The 14,941-nt window shown below is 74.5% G+C and carries 9 protein-coding genes; 3 read left to right on the top strand and 6 right to left on the bottom strand.

Features of this window, described 5'->3' with window-relative positions:
• From B5D80_RS26605 to B5D80_RS33955, 6 genes are all read right to left on the bottom strand, one after another.
• Window positions 1-4,485 (bottom strand): type I polyketide synthase (locus B5D80_RS26605; RefSeq protein ID WP_144081773.1); only part of this gene is annotated, 4,485 nt, incomplete at its 3' end.
• A complete protein-coding gene (locus B5D80_RS26600) occupies window positions 4,482-5,549 on the bottom strand; it encodes an alpha/beta hydrolase (RefSeq protein ID WP_088646690.1) in 1,068 nt (355 codons plus the stop codon). The genes B5D80_RS26605 and B5D80_RS26600, both read right to left, overlap by 4 nt.
• Window positions 5,546-6,298 (bottom strand): 2-oxo acid dehydrogenase subunit E2, encoded by a 753-nt coding sequence (locus B5D80_RS26595; RefSeq protein WP_088646689.1) that lies wholly within the window; start codon window positions 6,296-6,298, stop codon window positions 5,546-5,548. Before B5D80_RS26595 ends, B5D80_RS26600 begins: the two co-directional genes overlap by 4 nt.
• Window positions 6,295-6,531, bottom strand: coding sequence for an acyl carrier protein (locus B5D80_RS26590; protein WP_211291661.1), 237 nt, complete (start codon window positions 6,529-6,531; stop codon window positions 6,295-6,297). The genes B5D80_RS26595 and B5D80_RS26590 overlap by 4 nt, the downstream gene beginning before the upstream one ends.
• The gene (locus B5D80_RS34915; RefSeq protein ID WP_144081772.1) at window positions 6,528-8,525 is read right to left on the bottom strand and encodes an HAD-IIIC family phosphatase; all 1,998 of its coding nucleotides are present in this window, start codon (window positions 8,523-8,525) and stop codon (window positions 6,528-6,530) included. The genes B5D80_RS26590 and B5D80_RS34915 overlap by 4 nt, the downstream gene beginning before the upstream one ends.
• A complete protein-coding gene (locus tag B5D80_RS33955) occupies window positions 8,522-9,550 on the bottom strand; it encodes a 3-oxoacyl-ACP synthase III family protein (protein ID WP_144081771.1) in 1,029 nt (342 codons plus the stop codon). Before B5D80_RS33955 ends, B5D80_RS34915 begins: the two co-directional genes overlap by 4 nt.
• Window positions 9,551-9,714: 164 nt before the next feature.
• Between B5D80_RS33955 and B5D80_RS26580 the strand changes: the two genes are divergently transcribed.
• The 3 genes from B5D80_RS26580 (at window position 9,715) to B5D80_RS26570 (ending at window position 14,890) form a co-directional block, all read left to right on the top strand.
• Window positions 9,715-11,502: an RHS repeat-associated core domain-containing protein gene (locus B5D80_RS26580; RefSeq protein ID WP_158224245.1), complete on the top strand. Its 1,788-nt coding sequence runs from the start codon at window positions 9,715-9,717 to the stop codon at window positions 11,500-11,502.
• Window positions 11,495-11,920, top strand: a complete 426-nt coding sequence (locus tag B5D80_RS26575) for an allene oxide cyclase barrel-like domain-containing protein (protein WP_088646687.1) — start codon at window positions 11,495-11,497, stop codon at window positions 11,918-11,920. The genes B5D80_RS26580 and B5D80_RS26575 overlap by 8 nt, the downstream gene beginning before the upstream one ends.
• Window positions 11,921-12,205: 285 nt before the next feature.
• Window positions 12,206-14,890 (top strand): helix-turn-helix transcriptional regulator, encoded by a 2,685-nt coding sequence (locus B5D80_RS26570; RefSeq protein WP_144081770.1) that lies wholly within the window; start codon window positions 12,206-12,208, stop codon window positions 14,888-14,890.
• Window positions 14,891-14,941: the final 51 nt, after the last annotated feature.

Raw genomic sequence — 14,941 nt, 5'->3', positions numbered from 1 at the left:
GGTGTCGTAGAGGGTTTTGCCCATGTGGTGGCGTTGGGTGCCCTGTCCGGCGAACAGGAACGCCACCTTGCCCGGCCTGATCGCCACCGCACGCCGTCGCCCCGACTCCAGGTCGGCCAGGCCGGCCAGCAGTTCCTCCCGGTCGGCACCGACCACGGCCGCCCGGTACTCCAGATGTGCGCGGGTGGTCGCCAGCGACAGCGCCACGTCCGCCGGGTCCAGCGTCGGGTGCGCCAGCACGAACCGGCGCAGCCGACCGGCCTGCTCGGCCACCAGATCCGGGTCCGCGCCGGACAACAGCCAGGCCGCCGGTGTGCCCGACGTCGACCGCACCTCGGCCACCGGCTCCGGGTCGCCCTGTTCGAGGATGACGTGGGCGTTGGTGCCGCTGATGCCGAACGAGGAGACCGCCGCCCGTCGGGGCCGGTCGGTGTCGGGCCAGGGCCGGGCCGCGGTGACCAGGTCGATCCGGCCGGCGTCCCAGTCGACGTGTGGCGTCGGCGCGGTCACGTGCAGGGTGCGCGGCAGGGTCCCGTGGCGCATCGCCTGGACCATCTTGATCACACCGGCGATGCCGGCGGCGGCTTGGGCGTGGCCGATGTTGGACTTCACCGACCCCAGCAGCAACGGCGGCTCCCGGTCCTGGCCGTAGGTGGCCAGCAGGGCCCGGGCCTCGATCGGGTCGCCCAGCGCGGTGCCGGTGCCGTGCGCCTCGACCGCGTCGACGTCCGCCGCGCTCAACCCGGCCCCGGCCAGCGCCTGGCGGATCACCCGCTCCTGCGCGGGACCGTTTGGGGCGGTCAGGCCGTTGGACGCGCCGTCCTGGTTGATCGCCGAGCCGCGGAGCACGGCCAGCACCCGGTGGCCGTTGCGGCGCGCGTCGGACAACCGCTCCAGCAGGACGACGCCGACCCCCTCGGCCCAGGCGGTGCCGTCGGCGTCGGCGGCGAACGCCTTGCACCGGGCGTCGGCGGCGAGCCCGCGCTGGCGACTGAACTCCAGGAACATCCCCGGGGTGGCCAGCACCGTCGCGCCACCGGCGAGGGCCATCGTGCACTCGCCCTGCCGTAGCGCCTGCGCGGCCAGGTGCAGGGCGACCAGCGACGACGAGCAGGCGGTGTCGACGGTCACCGCCGGACCGGTCAGCCCCAGCGTGTAGGCGACGCGGCCGGAGGCGACGCTCGCCGTGGTGCCGGTGAGCAGGTAACCCTCGGCACCCGCCACGGGTTCGTGCAGCCGGGGGCCGTAGTCGTTGGCGACCACGCCGACGAACACGCCGGTCCTGGTGCCGCGCAGCGCGTCCGGGCTCAGTCGGCCGTTCTCGACGGCCTCCCACGCGGTACGCAGCAACAGCCGCTGCTGCGGGTCCATCGCCGCCGCCTCGCGGGGGCCGATGCCGAAGAAGGCGGGGTCGAACTCGGCGGCGTCGGCGAGGAATCCCCCCTCGCGGACGTAGGTGCGCCCCGGTGTGCCGGGCTCCGGGTGGTAGAGGGCGGCGAGGTCCCAGCCCCGGTCGGTCGGGAAGGGGCCGATGGCGTCCCGCTCGTCGCGTACCAACTGCCACAGGTCGTCGGGCGAGCTGACCCCGCCGGGGTACCGGCAGGCCATCCCGACGATGGCGACCGGCTCGTCGACGAAGCGGGTGGTCTCCTCGGTGGCCGTGTCGACACCGTCGGCGAGGGTCCGCAGGTACGCCACCACGGCGGCCGGGGTGGGATAGTCGTAGACCAGGCCGGGGGAGAGCGCCACCCCGGTCGTCTGGGCGAGCCGGTCGCGCAGCTCCACCCCGGTGAGCGAGTCCAGACCGAGGTCGCGGAACGTCCGGTCCGGGTCCACCGCGTCGGGGCCGACGTGGCCGACGACCACCGCGACCGTGGTCCGCACCAGGTCGAGCAGGTCGTCGTCGGTCACGTCGGCCAGCTGGCCGCCCGCCGGGGTGACCTCCCGGCGGGGGGCGGGTTCCCGGTCGAGCCAGTAACGCTCCCGCTGGAAGGCGTAGGTGGGCAGGTCGACGACGTCCCGGGCACCGAGGAACGCGGTCCAGTCCGGCTCGACGCCGGCGGTGAAGGCGGTCGCCAGGGCGGTGACGGCCGTGTCGGGTTCGGGGCGGTCGTGGCGGAGCGTGGCCACGGCGGTGACCTCGGCGCTGTCCCGTACCAGCGCGGTGAGCACCGCGTCCGGCCCCACCTCGACGACGGTGCCGATCCCCCGCTCGCGCAGGGCGCTCACCGCGTCGGCGAAGCGGACCGTGTCCCGCACGTGCCGCACCCAGTGCCGGTGGTCGGTGACGTCGGGTTCGGCCAGCGCGGAGAGCAGCGGAACCTGCGGGGCGTGCAGGCGCAGACCGGACACGACCTCGGTGAACTCCGCCAGCATCGGGTCCATCCGGGCGGAGTGGAAGGCGTGGCTGACCCGCAGCCGGGTGGTACGCCGGCCCCACCGGCGTGCCGTCTGCTCGATCTCGGCCACGGCGTCGGCGTCACCGGCGACGACCACCGCCCGCGGCGCGTTGACCGCGGCCAGGTCCGCGCCCGGCCGCAGCAGCGGGCGTACCTCGTCCTCGGTGGCCGCCACCGCCAGCATCGCGCCGCCCGCCGGCAGCGCCTGCATCAGCCGTCCCCGGGCCGCGACAAGCCGTGCCGCGTCCGCCAGGTCGAGCACCCCGGCGACGTGCGCGGCGGCGATCTCCCCGACGGAGTGCCCGGCGACCGCGTCCGGGCGCAGCCCCCAGTGGGCCAGCAGCCGGAACAGCGCCACCTCCAGCGCGAACAGCGCGGGTTGGGTGAACTCGGTCCGTTCCAGCGCCTCGGCGTCGTCGAGCACCTCGTCCAGCGGCCGGCTCAGGTGTGGGGCGAGCGCGTCGGCCACCTCGGCGAAGGCCCGCGCGAACACCGGGAACCGGGCGGCGAGCTGCCGGCCCATCCCCGGCCGCTGGCTGCCTTGGCCGGTGAAGACGAAGGCCAGGCCGCCGGTCGGGGTGCCGACCACGGTGCCCGGGTGGGGCAGCCCCCGGGCCAGCGCGGTCATGCCGGCGCGCAGCTCGTCCCGCGTCCGCCCGACGACCGCCGCCCGGTGGACGAACGCCGTGCGGGTGGTGGCCAGGGCGAAGGCCGTGTCGGCGGGGTCGGCGTCGAGCCGGGTGAGCCGCTCGGCCTGGGCCCGCAGCGCCTGCGGCGTACGCCCGGACACCACCCAGGCCAGCGGGCCGGGCGTCGGCGCGGCAGGGGTCGGCGGGCGGGTCGGCGCCTCGGTCAGCACGGCGTGCGCGTTGGTGCCGCCCATGCCGAACGAGCTGACCCCGACGACCAGGGGGTGGTCCAGCGTCCGTGCCTCGGTGACCACCCGCAGGTTCAGTTCGTCCAGCGCGATGCGCGGGTTCGGGGTGGCGAAGTGCAGGCTGGCCGGCAGCGTCCGGTGCCGGACGCACAGCACCGCCTTGAGGAACCCGACGATGCCCGCCGCGCCCTCCAGGTGCCCGACGTTGGTCTTGGCCGAGCCGACCAGCAGCGGGGTCGACCGGTGCCGGCCCAGCGCGGCACCGAGGGCGGTCGCCTCGATCGGGTCGCCCACGACGGTGCCGGTGCCGTGCAGTTCGACGTAGTCCACCTGCTCCGGGGTGGTCCCGGCCCGCTGGTGGGCCAGCCGCAGCACCTCCTCCTGGCCCTGCGGGCTCGGCACGGTCAGCCCGTCGGTGGCGCCGTCGTTGTTGATCGCGCTGCCCAGCAGGACGGCGTGCACCCGGTCACCGTCGGCCAGCGCCCGCGACAACGGCTTGAGGACGACCAACCCGCCGCCCTCACCACGGACGTACCCGTTGGCCCGCGCGTCGAAGGTGTGGCAGCGGCCGTCGGGCGACAGCGCGCCGAAGCGTTCCGCGCCGATGGTGCTCTCGGGGGCGAGGTTCAGGTTCACGCCGCCCGCGACGGCGACCTCGCTCTCGCCCCGGCGGACGCTCTCGGCGGCGAGGTGCACGGCCACCAGGGCGGACGACTGGGCCGAGTCGACCGTGACGCTGGGGCCACGCAGCCCCAGGGTGTACGAGACACGGTTGGCGATGATCCCCCGGTTCAGGCCGGTGACGGTGTGCGGGCCGACGGCGTCGGGCCCGCGCTGGTGCAGCAGGGTGGCGTAGTCGTCGCCGATCGCGCCGACGAACACCCCGGTACGGCTGCCCGCCAGGGCGGCGGGCACGATCCGGGCGTTCTCCAGGGCCTCCCAGCTCAGCTCCAGCACCAGCCGCTGCTGTGGGTCCATCGCCGCGGCCTCCCGCGCCGAGATGCCGAAGAACTCGGGGTCGAACAGGTCGACGGCGTCGACGAAACCACCCCGCCGGACCCGGTGCCCGGGGACGCGGCGGTCAGGGGGCGGCGCGGTGACCGCGTCCGTCCCGTCGCGCAGCAGGGCCCAGAACGCCTCCGGGTCGCCTGCGCCGGGCAACCGGCAGGACAGGCCGACGACGGCGACCGGCTCCTCGACGGCGCTCATGCCCGACCCCCGGTGACCTGGGCGAGCGCCTGGTCCACCGCGTCGACGTGTGCCCGGTCGGCGGCGCTGATGTGCAGCACCTGCGACAGGGTCCACAGCCGGGTGTGCGCGAAGTGCGACGGTGCGCCGTGCACGTCGTCGTGAGTGATCAGCCGCAGGTCCCGCAGGTGCCGCCGGAGCAGCTCCGGATCGGCGGGCGGGATGATCTCGTCCCGCCGGCTCGCCACGTACGCCACCGGCACCTCGACGGCGGCCAGTTCGTCCGGGGTCAGCGCCCAGTCGCGTACGTGGTCGAACACCGTCTCCGGGGTGGTCCGGGTCAGGTGGGCCAGGGTGTCCACGGTGAGCCGGGGCACCGACGCCTGCCACTCCTTGTCGGTGAAGAACGCCGACACGGGAGCGCCCGCGCCGACGATCCCGCGCAGCCGGGGTTCGGTCGGCAGCGCCCGCAGCGCCAGGTGCCCGCTGAAGCTCAACGCCAGCGCGTACGCCCGGGTGGTGTCCGCCCGGTCGGCGACGGCATCGAGCATGGCCCCGAACAACGCGGTGCTGGACGCCTCGTAGCGCAGCTCGTTCTCGCCGACGCCGGGCAGTTCGGCGACCACCCCGGCGAAGCCGTAGCGGGCCAGCTCGGGCAGGACCGGCGCCCACTGCTCCTTGATGCTGACGATCCCCCCGGTCATGATCAACACGGGTCGGCGTTCGGTGCGGGACAGCCCGGCGGCCCAGGCGCGGACCCGGCCGCCGGGCAGCTCCAGCTCCAGCCGTTCGATCCCCGGCACCCCGCGTCGCCACCGGTCGAACACCGCCACGCACCGGCGCAGCGCCTCGGCCCGCGCCGGCCCGTCGACGAACGGGAACCGGGCCAGGTTGTAGTGGGTGGCGGCGGCGAGCAGGTTCCCGTCCCGCTCGTACGTCTCGCCCGCGCGCACCCACTCGGCGCTCCACGAACCGGGTCCCTCCCCGTCGGTGGCGACGCGGGCCAGGATCTCGTCCGCGGCCAGGTGCTGCGCGCTGGCGTGCGCCAGCACGTACTGCTTCAGCTCGGCGACGTCGTTGCTCATGCCCCGGTCTCCAGTTCCTGCTTGAGGTCGGTCAACACGTCGGCCGCCTCGGCCCCGTCGATGACCCGATGGTCGAAGGTCAGGCTCAACCGCAGCACCGGGGCGACCACCACCCGGCCGTCGCGCACCACGGGCCGCTGCACGATCCGGCCCACCCCGATCGTCACCGTGGTGCCACCGACGGAGTGGAAGCCGTCGACGTCGCGGTGCCCCAGCGAGGTCACCGCCACCGTTCCGGTGAGCAGCGGGCGGATCGCCAGGTTCCCCACCGCACGCCGGAACCGGGCGTACGCCACGGGCAGGGCGGCCCGGTGCACCCGCCGGATGCCGGCGAACTGCGGCCCGTGCTCCGGATCGGCCGCGCGTACCCGGTCCAGGTGCTCCTGCACGGTCTCGACGGTCGCCTCGTGCGCGTTCGGCACCACCGTGGCCAGCACCACGCGTACGCCGTGGAGGGTGCCGTCCAGGGTCACCTTGGCGTGGACGAACGGGTAACGCGCCACCCGGGCCCGCAGCCGGCCCTGGATGGCGGCGTTGGCCTCCGGATGCTTGGCCAGCACCCGGCCCACGGCGACCACGACGTGACTGACGACCGACTGCCGCCGCCCGTCGTCGCGCGCCCGTGCCCGGTCGGCCACGATGCGGCTCATGTCGACCTCGGTGTCCAGGTGCACCGGGGCGAAGGACCGGATCGCGTCCAGGAAGAACAGGGTGTGCCGGCGTTCCCGGGCGATCGGGGTGCCGGTCACCGCCCCACCGCCGCCGCGTAGATGCCGGCGAGGCTGTCGGCCGCCAGCACGTCGGGCAGCGACACCGGTCGCCCGGTGGCCCGTTCCAGTGCGGTGCAGAGCGTGAGCAGGTGCACCGAGTCCCAGCCGGCCACCACGTCCAGGCTGCTGTCCAGGTCGGCCACGGCCACCGGCAGACCCAGCTCGTCGCGGATCAGGGTGACGAAGTCGTCGACGGTGCGCAGTGTGCTCACGGTTGTCCTCCGGGGGGCCAGGAGCCAGTCAGCTCGACGTGCTCGGGTGGCGGGGGGATGTCGGTCAGGTCGTGCCGGAAGCGGGACCCGTCGAGGCGGGCGAAGCCGTTGCGCGGGTAGAACTCGGCGACCTTCGCGTTGCGGGCGGTGGGCCGGTACTCGGCGGTGACGGCGGCGGCGTCGGTCTCCCGCGCGTGGCGCAGCACCTCGGCCAGCGTCGCCGTCTCCACCCCCCGCGAGAAGACCCGGCAACTGAGCAGGAAATTGTCGATGTGCAGGACGTCGTCGACGCGGCGCAGGAACACCGCGCCGACGAGTCCGTTGTCGCCGAAGCGGTCGCCCGAGCGCACCGCGAGCACGGTGCTGGCCGGGTCGTCCAGCAGCGTCGCCACCTCGGCGGGCGACAGCCGGCGGGCGGTCAGGTTGAACTGGTTGGTCCGCAGGGTCAGTTGCGAGACGCGGGGCACCTCGGCCTCGGTGGGGACCGACAACCGCACCCGAACGCCCAGTTCGGCGAGGTAGTCGTGCAGCGAGTCGAAGGAGTGCAGGAAGTCCCGGCGTTCGCCGTCCTCGCGGTAGCGCTGGGGGCGCTCCCGGTCCTCGGCGGTCAACGCCAGCGTGTCGAACCACCCGTCGGCCAGCAGCCGCCCGACGTGACCGGCCGGGTCGTCGTCCACCGCCACCACGGCGACCGGGGGCAGCTCCCGGCGTACCAGGCCCCGCTCGAACGGGTTGTCGTCGACGAACACGACGCTGTCCAGGCCCAGGTTGAGGTCGGTGGCGAGGTCACGCAGGTTCTCGTGCTTGGGTCGCCAGTTCGCGATCACCCGGACGAAGTCGTCCTCGCGCAACGTCATGTCGGGGTGGTCGCGCAGGGTCGCCCGGACCGGCTCGGGGTCGTTCTTGCTCACCGCGGCGACCAGCACGCCCTGCGCGCCGAGCTGCTTGACCACCCGCTGGAACGCGCGGAACGCCTCACCCCGGTGGGTCTCGGCGACCTGCACGCCGTCCGGGCCGACCTCCCCCAGCACGCCGCCCCACACGGTGTCGTCGAGGTCGAGGGCGAGCACCTTGCGGGTGCCGCCCGCCCGCGCCCTGGCCAGGTGGGCGACGTCGCGGGCGTAGGCGTGCAGCAGCGCGGGGGACAGGTGGGCGCGGGCGTAGACGCTCAGCCGGGCGTCGTGTACCCCGATCCCGTCCGCGGCCCATGGGTCGAGGTCCAGCACCACCACCGACGGGTGCCGCTGCGGCAACCGCAGCAGCCGGGCGTTGGCCTCCCGCCACACCGCGCCGAGCGCCGCCCGGGACCGGTGGTCGACCAGTTGGGCGGGGAAGGTGCGGGGCAGCACGATGGTGTTGAGCACCACCGGCGCGGTCGAGCCGGTCAGCAGCCGCTCGATGAGGTCGATCCTGGCGGCGAAGGTCCGGGCCACGTCCTCCGGTCGCCACGGCAGCGGCACCTGGTCGAACACCAGCTGCGCGTCGAGCAGGGCGAGCACCAGCTCGGTGCCGTCCGCGCCGGCAAACTCGTCGAGGTAGCCGCCGAAGTCGCCGACCCGGGCCCGCAGCAGCAGCCCGTGCCGGGCCAGTTGGGCGGTCAGCAGCGGCACCAGCGGTGCCACCGTGCCGTGCCCGGTGATCACGACGGGCACCACCGGCGTGTCGGGGTGGGCGGCGAGCACCGCGTCGACGCCGACCCGGTCGAGCAGCCGCCCCGCGCGTTCGAGCTGGTCGTCGGGGAGTTCGGCGAGCAGGTCCCGCACCCGGGGGTACTCCCGGGCCAGGTCGCCGGCCCGGTACAGCTCCGCCAACACCGCCGCCGGGTCCGTCGGCGTCGTACCCTCCGCGCCCGGTACGGCCGGCGTGGCCTGCGTGTCCGGTACGGTCGGCGCGGTCGGTGCCGGCGTGGCGGACGTGCCCGGTGCCGGCCGCGTGCCCGGTGCGGACGTGGCCTGCGGTGCCGGCGCGGCGGGCCGGTCGACGGACGACGTCACAGTCCCTCCAGGGCGAACCCCGACTTGATCCACTTGCTGGACTCGATGGAGACCCCCAGCGCCCGGTCGCCCCGGCGCAGCCGGGCCAGCGCCCGTTCGAGCTGGAGGAAGACGATGCCGTTGCCGTTGTTGCCGGTGTCGGCCACACAGCTCACCTCGGCGGCCCGGGGCAGCTTGAGCCGGTCCACGATGAGCCTGGTCATCCGTCCGGACAGCTGCGGTGGCAGCACGTAGTCCACCTCGTCGGCCGCCCAGTGCAGCCGCTCCAGCAGCTCCGCGACCACCTCCTCGGTGAGCACCGGCACGTGCTGCTCGATGGCCTTGTAGTCCTCGGTCGCGGCGGGCCGGTCGGAGTCGCGGTCCACCGGGCCGAACCACTCCAGGGTGGCCCCGGGCGCACGGCCCAACCCGACCAGCCGGGTGAACACCGTGCGCAGCGCCGCCGCGCCGGGCACCTCGCCGACCCGCAGCACCGCTGCGCCGACCCCGTCGCCGAACAGCACGTAGTTGACCAGTTCGGCCGGCGGCAGCTTCCGCAGGTCGGCGCTCAGGTCGTAGAAGCGGGCCACCACGTCGCCACCGAGCACCAGCGCGGTACGCAGGCCACCGCTGAGCAGCAGCCCGTGGGCCACGGTGAGCGCCTGGACCGCACCGGAGCAGCCGGACTGCAACTGGTAGCTGGGCACCCCGTCGATACCCAACCGGTCGGCGACCAGGTTGACGGTGGCCGGCATCAGCCGGTCGGGGGTGGCGGTGCCCAGCACCACCAGGTCCACCTCGTCGGCCGGCACCCCCGCCGCCGCGAGCGCCCGGCCGCCGGCCTGGTGCGCCAACTCCAGCAGCGTGTGCCGGATCTCGCCGCTGTCCAGGTCCACCGCGAGGTGCCGGGTACGGGTGCCGATGAACGCCTCCACCCACTGCTCCCACAGCGCGTCCATGCCCAGCCGTCTGCCCAACGCGGCGTTGTCCACCGCGGGACCGGGTAACGCGGAGGCCGCCGCGAGCAGCGAGACGGTCGTGGTCATGTGTCCTCCCGAGCGCTCGGCTGTGGCGGCCATCGTCGGCACGGCCGCTAAAGCCGGCCCAAAACCGGACGGGTCGACTGTGGCGCTCCGTTCGCGGCATGCGTTTTGCTGTGCTCCACCGCGGTGCAGCCAGACCAGACCACGACCGACCGAGAGGGCGGCAGATGTCCCTTCTGTACGAACAGGACCGGGGGCGCCCGGCGGTGCGCCCCCACCCCGACCACCCGCACCTGCCGGGGTCGCTCACCGACGCCGCCGGCAACCGGGTCGACCACCGCTACGACGACGCCGGCCGGCTGCTCGCCGTCCGCTCGGCGGCCTTCGACCGGGACATCGAGACGAGGACCTACCACCGGAACGGGTCGCTCGCCTCGGCCACCGACGGTCGGGGCGCGACCACCCACTACGGCTACGACGACCGGGGACGACTGGTCAGCATCACCCCGCCGCAGCCGCGCGGCGAGATCCGGTTCGGCTACGACGGCGACAGCGCGCGGGTGGCCCAGGTGCGGCACGGCAACGGCCAGCGGATCGGGTTCGGCTACGACACGGTCGGCAACCTGGTCACCGTCAGCGACGACGACACCGGCGAGACGCTGGGCACCTTCGCCCACGACCCGCATGGCAACCTGGTGTACCGCTCGGGTCCGGTCTGGTCACAGTCGATCGACTGGGCGGCCGGCCGGTGCACCGGCGCGGTGCGCCGGGAGGGCGACGACATCGAGGAGGCCCGCTACACCTACACCCCGGCCGGCGCGCTGGCCGGCCACACCGACACGACGGGCAGCACCGCCTACGGCTACGACGCCGCGGGCCGGCTCGCGTCGGTGGTCGATCCCGGAGGCGGGCGGACGACCTTCGCCCACGACGCTGCGGGCCGCCGTACCCTGACGGTCTTCGCGGACGCCGGCAGCCAGCGAACCGAGTACGACGGGCTCGGCCGGCCGGTCTCCCTCGTCGTGGCCGACCCCCGGGGCGTGCCGGTGTTCACCGTGTCCTACGACTACGGCGACGGCGCGCTGCTGCGGTCCCGCACGGTGGACGGCGTCACCACCGAGTACGCCTACGACGGCCTCGGCCGGGTGGTCCGGGCCGGCGAGGTGGAGTTCGGCTACGACGAGGCCAACAACCTGGTCCGGATCGGGGCGACGACGTTCGACGTCAACCCCGCCGGCCAGCACGTCCGCTTCGGGGAGACGATCCTGGGCTACGACGGCGCAGGCAACTTCGTCGACGAGGTGAACCCGACGGTCCAGTTCACCTACAGCCCCACCAACCAGACCCGCACCGGGACGGTCGAGGGCACCCAGGTCGTCGACATCCGCTACGACGGCCTGGACAACCGGGAGCCGCGCCGGATCACCGAGACCACGGTGGACGGGCGCACGGTGACCCATCTGCTGCACCGCACGATCCTGGGCATCACCCGGGTCACCGACGACGGGGTGCCCACCGACTTCGTCCGGGAGCCGTCCGGACGCCTGCTCGGGCTGCGGACGGCCGACGGCGTCCGCTACCACGTGATCGCCGACCACCAGGGATCGGTGCTGGCCCTGCTCGGCGCGGACGGGACGGTCGCCGCCACCTACACCTACAGCGCGTTCGGCGCGGTGACCGCCACCACTGGGGTCGCGGCGGTGAACCCGTTCCGCTACCTGGGCGCGTACCAGCTCCTACGCGGGGCGCACTTCCTGGAGTGCCGGATCTACAACGGGGCCTGGGGCCGATTCACCCAGCCGGACCCCCGCCACCAGGCGCGCGCGCCGTACACCTTCGCCGACAACGACCCGGTGAACCTGGGCAACCCGGCCCGGACCACCTTCTGGGGGCCGCTGTCACGACCACCCCGGGAGGCCGCCGTCGCGTTCCTCGGCGCTCCCGCCGAGCCGACGCCGTTCATCGGCACCGGCATCCCGTTCATCACCCGACGAGAGGACGACGACCGTGACTGAGCAACTGGTGACCACCGGGGACGCCCTGGTGATCCGGATTCCCACCGAGATCGTGGTGAAGGTGGTCGACGACGTCGACGTGGCCGCGCCGGCGGTGGGCCAGGTCGGCCGGTTCGACGACGAACTGTACGACGAGGCCGGCACCCTGATCGGCCGGTCGAGCGGCAGTTTCCGGATCGAGTACGTCCGGCCCACCGACGGCGGTCTGCTCACCTACTACCAGGAGGACATCACCCTGGACGACGGGGTGATCCACGCCGAGGGCTGGGCCGACTTCCTGGACGTCAAGACCAGTCAGTGGGTCTTCTACCCGGCGACCGGGGTGAGTGGCCGCTACGCGGGGAAGACCGGGTTCCGGCAGTGGCGGATGACCGGGGTCCGCAAGTCCGCCGAGGCGAGGATCCTGCTGAGCGACTGACGCGTCGTGCGGGGTGGGCATCGACGCCCACCCCGCACCGCCACCGATGATCGCGGATTGGTCGGGCGGCGCTTACTTAGCGGGCGTGTGTTAACAAGTCAAGTTGATGTACGTAATGTAAATGCGGCCCGTACCTGACCCTGCTGACCTGGCGAATGTTTCACTTCACGCGTAATGGCCACCGGCAGAAAATGGCAATGAGGTTGCCGGTTCCCCTGGTTTAGAATGGCATGAGGCTATTCGGGGGAGGGCTCGCGTGATGCGGTGCGTCAGGTGGTGGGCCTGATGGCGGAACGGGACCCACAGTCAGCGGGCGGCGGCGCGGTGCCGTCGGGCCGGCAGCGGTTGTGGCAGGCGCTCGACCGGGCCCGGTCCGGGCGGGGCGCGGTCGTCGAACTCGTCGGTGAATCCGGCATCGGCAAGACCCGGGCGCTGGCCGACCTGATGGCCCGGGCCCGGGCCGCCGGGCTGCGGGTCGTCTCCGGTCGCTGCGCCGAGGCGACGCCCGACACCGCCCCAGGGCTCGCCGCGTCGGTGGTCGGTGGCGGCACGGCGTCCGACCCCTCGGCAGGGCCGGGCGGCCGTCCGGTGTCCGAACTGGCCGCTGCGCTCCGCCGCGCCGCGTCGCCGTCGGGGCTGCTGTTCGTGGTGGACGACTTCCACTGGGCCGGGGACGACTCCGTCGCGCTCGCCGAGGCGCTCGCGCAGGCCCCGATCGACGCCCCGCTGCTGGTCGTGCTCGCCCTGCGGCCCCGGCAGGCCCGCGCCGGGCTGCTCGCCGCCCTCACCTACGGACGCGACATCGGCGTGGTGGAGCGCATCGAGGTCGCGCCGCTGAGCCTGGACGGGTCCGCCCGCCTGCTCGGCCGGTCCGCCGACGACCCGCGCGCCGTGGAGCTGCACGAGCGGGCCGGCGGCAATCCCCGCTACCTGCTCGCGTTGGCGGCCCCGACGGGTGAGGCCGCGGCGTCGTTGCTCGCCGAGAAGGCCGGCCTCGGTCCCGTCGAGGCGCTCGCCCTGCAAGCAGCCACCGTGCTGGGCGAGGGGGTGGACGTGCCGACGATCGCCGCGGTCGCCGAGCTGCCCCACGAGCAGGCGTGTGCGGCGACCGGGGTGTTGCTGCGCCGTGACCTGCTCCGCCCCACCGACCAGCTCCGCCGGTTCGCCTTCCGCCACCCGGTGCTGCGGTCGCTGTACTACGCGGACCTCGACATCTGCTGGCGGGCCGCCGCGCACCGCAGGGCCGCGGCCACGCTGATCACCCGGGGCGCCCCGTACACCGAGGTCGCCCATCACGTGGAGCGCACCCCGCGCGGGCCCGGCTCGGACGACCTGGCGGTGCTCGCCGGGGCGGCCGAGGAGGCCATGGCGACCGACCCGGCTCGGGCCGTGCACTGGTTGCGGGTGGCCTTGGAGCTGGCACCCGGCCCCGCCCGCACCGATCTGCTGCTCGCCCTGGGGCGGGCCCTGCTGGCCGCCGGCCGTCCGGCGGAGAGCCGGGACGTGCTGCACGACATCCTGCGCACCGACCCGCCACCCTCCTGGGAGGTACGGGCCCAGGCGCTGGTCTCCGGAGCGTTGGCCGAATGCCTGCTGGGCCGGGGCCGGGAGGCCGGCACGCTGATCGGTGCCGCGCTGGCCGCCGCGCCGGCCGACCCACCGCCCGTGCTGGTGCGGCTCGCGGTCGTCGAGGGGGTGTTGTCCGGCCTGGAGGGAGTGCCGCCGACCCCCGGCGCGGCGGATCTCGCGGTCCGGATCGCCCGCGCCCGCGGCGACCGGATGGGCGAGGTGGGCGCGCTTGCGGTACGCGCCTACGGGGGCGGCGACGGCCCCCCGGGCGGCGAGGATCTCGACGCCGCCGGGGCGCTCGCGGACTCGGTGGCCGACGCGGAACTGGCCGCGGACCCGGAGTGCCTGGTGATGCTCGCCTCGGCGGAGTCGTTCGCGGGTCGCTACCGCGAGGCCCGCCGGCACGCCACCCGGGGCCTGGCGGCGCTGCGTCGCAGCGGACGCCGGCACATGCGGCCGGTCCTGCTCAACACGCTGAGCAACACCTGCCGCCGGCTGGGCGAGCTGGACGCCGCACAGCAGGCGGCAGCCGAGGCGGCCCGCATCGCTGGCGAGATGGGCGCGGAACGCCTGCACGCCCTGGCCCTGGCGCTGCGTTCGCTCAGCCTCGCCTGGATGCTGCCCCCGGCCAGCCGCGAACCGGTCGAGCTGGCGGAGCGGGCGGTGGCCGCCCTGCCGCCGGGCAGCTCCACCTGGAGCGCCACGGCGGCCCTGGCGCTGGCCCAGGCGACCGCGTTGAGCGGGGACGCCCGCCGGGCGGTGAGCGTAATCCTCGACGTCGGTGGCGGCCCGGATCTACGCGGCGTGCCCGGTGTGCTCCGGCCGTGGAGCTACGAACTGCTCGCCGCCGCGTCCGTCGGTGCCGACCTGCCCGTGTCGGAGTGGGCGGGGCGTGCGGCGGAGGCGGTGGACCGGCTGGACATGCCCTATCTGCGCCCCTACGCCGTCTCCGCGCGGGCCTACCTGCTGCGCTCCCGCGGCGAGCTGGCCGAGGCGGCCACGTTCTTCCGGGAGGCCGCCGCGCTCTTCCACGCCGCCGGTCTGGCCTGTGCGCAGGCGTCCGCCCTGGCGGAGGCGGCCCGCTGCCAGCCCACCACCGGTGAGGCGGACCTGACGCTCGCCCGGGAGCTGGCCCGTCGCTGCGGTGCCGGCCCGGCGTTGGGCGACCTGGAGGCGCGTCCGTCCAGCACGGCGGTGGCGACCCACCCGATGCTGTCCGTGCTGACCCGACGGGAACGGCAGATCGCCTCGATGGCGGGCACCGGCCGGAAGACCAAGGACATCTCCCGCAGCCTGGCGATCAGCCCCCGGACGGTGGATGTGCACCTGACCCGCATCTACCGCAAGCTCAACATCAGTACCCGGGCGGAGCTGGCCAGGCTGATGGCCACGATCGGTTAGCCCGTTCGGTCACCTCGGGACGGCGACCGGCCCGCCGGCCGGTCGACGGGC

This window comes from Micromonospora wenchangensis, from assembly GCF_002210435.1.
Lineage (GTDB): Bacteria > Actinomycetota > Actinomycetes > Mycobacteriales > Micromonosporaceae > Micromonospora > Micromonospora wenchangensis.
This window is presented reverse-complemented; position numbering and strand designations above follow the sequence as displayed.